Consider the following 4,261-nt stretch of genomic DNA (forward strand, 5'->3'; position numbering starts at 1 on the left):
TAGGCGCGCCTTGCGATGCGGGCGTGGACAACCGAGGCTGAACGCGCCGTAACCCGACATCCCAGGCTGGCTCCCATTATCGTCTGTCGGGTTACGGCGCGCTCCAATCCTGTGATCCAACCGAACACCGAAGCACGCGCCTAACCCGACCTACCACGACCAGCGGCCAGCAGCTAACTTAATGGCATTGCTGGTTAGCCCACATATCTCGGGTCCTGTTTCGTTCGCCCTTTTTCCCGTCAAGTCAGACAGGCTCCATAGATGCGTTGATAGAGATATTCATGAATTTGAAAAAGAGGCAATAGTTGTAGTATATAAGGCGTTTCGACGTACTTAAACACGGCGATTCGCCGTCTATTACCTGATAAGCGGCGCGTCCATGCGACGCCTATCGGGGAGCTAACCAGCGAGTGTAATATAAAAAGCCCGCGTAGGTTGGGGTGAGGAACGAACCCCAACATCTTTGGCTCGATATAACGATCTGTTGGGGTTCGCAAGCTCACCCCAACCTACCGGGCTGAAAGTCATTGGTAAGCGCGGTATTGGACCGACTAGCCATGCCGTTATGTTTCTAAGGTGAGCTGATGGCAATGTCAGATAGCGATGTGAAGCTTTTGTGGGGAAGGGCGGCTGGAATATGCTCGAACCCTGGATGCAGAGCGGATCTTACAAAAGTGCTAATAGAAACTGGAAATTATAACGTGGGAGAGATGGCGCATATCATTCCGCATAGTGAAAAAGGCCCTAGGGGTATCGAGGGTGGTGGAAGCGACACTTATGACAACTCGATTCTTTTATGCCCTACCTGTCACCGCCACATCGATAAGTCGCCCGAAGGAACTTTTACGTCAGAACAACTGCATGAATGGAAGAATTCTCATGAAACCGCGATAAGGACTCTAAATAGCCAAGTAAAATTTGAATCAATAGAAGAATTAAAAGAAGCAGCGACAAACTTGCTTTTAGAAAATCATATAGTATGGAAGGAATTAGGTCCGCAATCTGATGTCGCAATCAACGATCCAGGATCTAATGCTTATCTTCTGTGGGGTATTCGAAAAATGGATACTATTATTCCCAACAATCAAAAGATCATAAATATGATAGAAGCCAATATAAATCTCTTGGATTCGAAGCTATACCGAGAGTTTCTATTGTTTAAGAACCATGCAGTGTCGTTTGAAGCTAATCAGTATGCTAGGTTAGATACATATTCTCTTTTTCCGGCGTCCTTTTCAGAGGCGTTTTTAATATGAGTAACGGAAGCAATGACTGGGGAACTCCTTATTGCGATATTACGTGGTTCGAAAGACTTCTTAGGACTCATGACAACATCGTATCTGTAGAAAGAGAACACGATATACTGTTTATTGTTGAAAGAGCGAATCAGAAAGATACTCTCAATATTCTTTGCCTCAGAAAATATACGATGGGTTTGACTTTGGTTCAGAGAGCATTGGAAGAGTTTGATGACTTAAACATAATTTATATTGGCGGCGGGTGGAATGGTTATACACAAGAAGCCAAACACTACTGTCTTGATGCTAACATTGGTCTATACGTTACTAATGAAATGTCAGGGGCGCTATGGCGTGATAGATACTGGACTTACCATCAAAAAGATAAAGAAGGAAATCCAGTCTACTTTAACAGGGGATGACATATACGGTGTTTGGGGATTTGGTTCATTCTTTCGAGAAGAACGATATAACGACATCGATATACTGATAGTTGTGAAGCCTGGATCTAAAAACGCTCTTGGTGAGTATTACGAATCAAAAAAGAGGTTAGATGAGATCTCTGAAAAGATTGGTGTGCCAATAGACATGACTTTTCTTACTTATACCGAATACTGCGAAAGGCCTCTGCTAGAAATGAATAACTTATTAACAATTTTTGAAAACGAAACATAACTATGCCATAAACTCGGACTCAAAAAGCGGCGCAGAGCTTCGTTTTTTCCTCCGGTTATGGCAAGCGTTATACGCCAGAGGTTTTTCGTGCTAGAAATGCGGTGCTAAACTGATAGTTTGGTGCTATCTGTAAAGCTCGCTGAGGCGTTGCGAAAAAGGAGCCAGGCTCAATTGACGGGTCGTTTTTCACAGCTCATTCGCCTAACATTCGGCTGCAAGCGACCCAATGCCGCGATCCGGCTCCTCAGTAACTTTCAGGCTCAGTGCCACGCGGCATTGGGCGCCTGAGCCAAGCCGTTAGCCGTCAGAAGTTTGAGAGTTGGCAATGCGGTGCAAAGTAGCGAGGTCGGTAAATACTATGGCTCAACATGGAGAAAAAAGATGCCCAAAACAGTCACATTAGAACTGAATGACCAAGTATATAGAAAATTCATTGGTCTTGCAGAGCATAACAATCGCCCCATTTCGAACTTTATCGAAACGGTAATCCTTCGATATGTTGAAGAGCATGAATATGCAGATGAATTGGAGATGGCGGAAATAAGAGATGACGACGAACTAAATCTCAGCATAAAGCGTGGTATTCGCGACGCCAAAGCCAAACGGGGTAATTTTGTCTGAATTCAGAATATTTGAAACTGAAGAGTTTCTTAGGAAGCTGAAGAAAAGGAGATATTCTGAGGCAAAGCCTCACTAGGATTCCTTGAGGGACCTGCATCTTTACAAATGAGTCAACTTTGTGCACTGCATAAAAACATTTCTGTCTCTTGTTGGGCGGGAATCGCAAATCCTTTGAACCACGGATGGACACGGATAAACACGGATCACAATCCGTGTTTATCCGTGTCTATCCGTGGTTCTTCGGTGCGGTTGGTCACGCCTCGTCGGTCTGAGGCGGAGCCTCACTAGGATTGGTCCCCCGACATGCGGTTTCGGGCCGGGATCGACATGGGGGCAAGTATGTGGACCGCCGATTCGGGCGGCCGACTTTGACATGGTGCCTAATGGACGAACGGTTGATTTGGACGCGGAGACTTTATGATCCCGACCACCGCAGGTATCAAGTATGCTGGTTGGAACGCCTACCGAATCGGGTAATCTTGTAGGGTGGGCTGTGCCCACCGAATCGAATCAGGTAATCTTACAGACTGGCCACGGCCTGCCCCTGTGTCTGCGGCCAACCCGCGACATGTCGCAGGACCAGTGCCGTCAGCAGCTCCAGGTGATCGGCCTGGTCATTCAGGGCCGGGATGTAGCCGAACGCCTCACCTCCAGCCGCCAGGAAGCGATTCCGGTTCGTCACGGCGATCTCCTCCAGGGTTTCCAGGCAGTCGGCCGCAAAGCCGGGGCAGACGACATGGACCTTCTTCACGCCTTCGCGGCCCCAGGCCATCAGGGTCTCTTCCGTGTAGGGCCGCAGCCACTCCTTGCGGCCAACCCGGGACTGGAAGGCGAGCTGCCAACGCTGGGGGGCGAGCGCGAGATTCTCGGCCGTCAGGCGCGCGGTCTTACGGCACTGGCAGCCGTAAGGGTCGCCGCGCAGCAGGTAGTCCCGCGGGATACCGTGAAAGGAGAACAGCAGCCGATCGGGCTCACCCTGTTCGGCCCAGTAGGCACGGATGCTGTGTGCCAAGGCGGCGATGTAGCCCGGCTCGTCGTGGTACTGGTTGACAAAGCGCAGCTCCGGCAGCCGGCGCCAGGTCGAGAGCTCGGCGGTAACCGCGTCGAAGCCGGAGGCCGTGGTGGTCGCCGAGTATTGAGGATAGAGTGGCAGCACCAGGATGCGGCGGGCGTTCGCGTCCCGGAGAGCGGCCAGCGCCGAGGCGATCGAGGGGTTGCCGTAGCGCATCCCGAGCGCCACCTGCACGGGCCCCGGCAGCTGCCGGTCGAGCCGTTCCTGAAGGGCCCCGGCTTGGCGCCGGGCGATGACTAGCAGCGGCGAGCCCTGGTCCGTCCACAGGGCGCGGTAGGACCGGGCGGATCGCCGTGGGCGCAGGCGCAGTATGATGCCGTGCAGGATCGGCCACCACAGGGCCCGGGGCAGTTCGATCACCCGCGGATCACTCAAGAACTCGGCCAGGTAGCGCCGCACCGCGGGCACCGTCGGGGCGTCCGGTGTGCCCAGGTTGATCAGGAGCACCCCCAACGCATGGGGCGTGCCGTGGCGGAATCCGGTCTTCTGCTTGGACATCACGAGAGTGGCCCGCTCAGGTCTGATGCAGGCTGGAAACCTCGTGTGCGGTCCTAGTACCTAGTTTCGACCGATGTTGCAAGTTCATAGTATCTGCTGGCTCACACGCTTGGTTCACACGCTCCAGTGCGGGGACTAGCAATATCGAGCGAAACTA

Annotated in this window: 5 protein-coding genes; 4 read left to right on the forward strand and 1 reads right to left on the reverse strand. The window is 51.7% G+C overall.

The window, feature by feature from the left end; translation table 11 throughout:
* Positions 1 to 584 precede the first annotated feature (584 nt).
* The 4 genes from BQ17_RS01170 to BQ17_RS01180 all read left to right on the forward strand — a co-directional run bounded on the left by BQ17_RS01170 (position 585) and on the right by BQ17_RS01180 (position 2,534).
* A complete protein-coding gene (locus BQ17_RS01170; protein ID WP_089723929.1) occupies positions 585 to 1,256 on the forward strand; it encodes an HNH endonuclease signature motif containing protein in 672 nt (223 codons plus the stop codon).
* The gene (locus tag BQ17_RS21225) at positions 1,253 to 1,660 is read left to right on the forward strand and encodes a hypothetical protein (protein ID WP_176722235.1); all 408 of its coding nucleotides are present in this window, start codon (positions 1,253 to 1,255) and stop codon (positions 1,658 to 1,660) included. The genes BQ17_RS01170 and BQ17_RS21225 overlap by 4 nt, the downstream gene beginning before the upstream one ends.
* Positions 1,569 to 1,913: a nucleotidyltransferase domain-containing protein gene (locus tag BQ17_RS23810; protein WP_369406449.1), complete on the forward strand. Its 345-nt coding sequence runs from the start codon at positions 1,569 to 1,571 to the stop codon at positions 1,911 to 1,913. Before BQ17_RS21225 ends, BQ17_RS23810 begins: the two co-directional genes overlap by 92 nt.
* Positions 1,914 to 2,294: 381 nt before the next feature.
* Positions 2,295 to 2,534: a CopG family transcriptional regulator gene (locus BQ17_RS01180; protein ID WP_089723931.1), complete on the forward strand. Its 240-nt coding sequence runs from the start codon at positions 2,295 to 2,297 to the stop codon at positions 2,532 to 2,534.
* Positions 2,535 to 3,054: 520 nt separating this feature from the next.
* Here the strand turns inward: BQ17_RS01180 and hemH are convergent.
* Entirely contained in the window at positions 3,055 to 4,104 is a 1,050-nt protein-coding gene (gene hemH, locus BQ17_RS01190; RefSeq protein ID WP_089723932.1) for a ferrochelatase, read from the reverse strand.
* Between the last annotated feature and the right edge of the window lie 157 nt (positions 4,105 to 4,261).

Origin of the sequence: Candidatus Thiosymbion oneisti, from assembly GCF_900092655.1 — a bacterium.
In the GTDB taxonomy this organism is placed as follows: Bacteria; Pseudomonadota; Gammaproteobacteria; order Chromatiales; family Chromatiaceae; genus Thiosymbion; species Thiosymbion oneisti.

Coding starts and splice junctions, on each gene's coding strand:
- BQ17_RS01170 (WP_089723929.1), top strand. CDS start 585: ATGGCAATGTCAGATAGCGATGTGAAGCTTTTGTGGGGAAGGGCGGCT.
- BQ17_RS21225 (WP_176722235.1), top strand. CDS start 1,253: ATGAGTAACGGAAGCAATGACTGGGGAACTCCTTATTGCGATATTACG.
- BQ17_RS23810 (WP_369406449.1), top strand. CDS start 1,569: ATGAAATGTCAGGGGCGCTATGGCGTGATAGATACTGGACTTACCATC.
- BQ17_RS01180 (WP_089723931.1), top strand. CDS start 2,295: ATGCCCAAAACAGTCACATTAGAACTGAATGACCAAGTATATAGAAAA.
- hemH (WP_089723932.1), bottom strand. CDS start 4,104: ATGTCCAAGCAGAAGACCGGATTCCGCCACGGCACGCCCCATGCGTTG.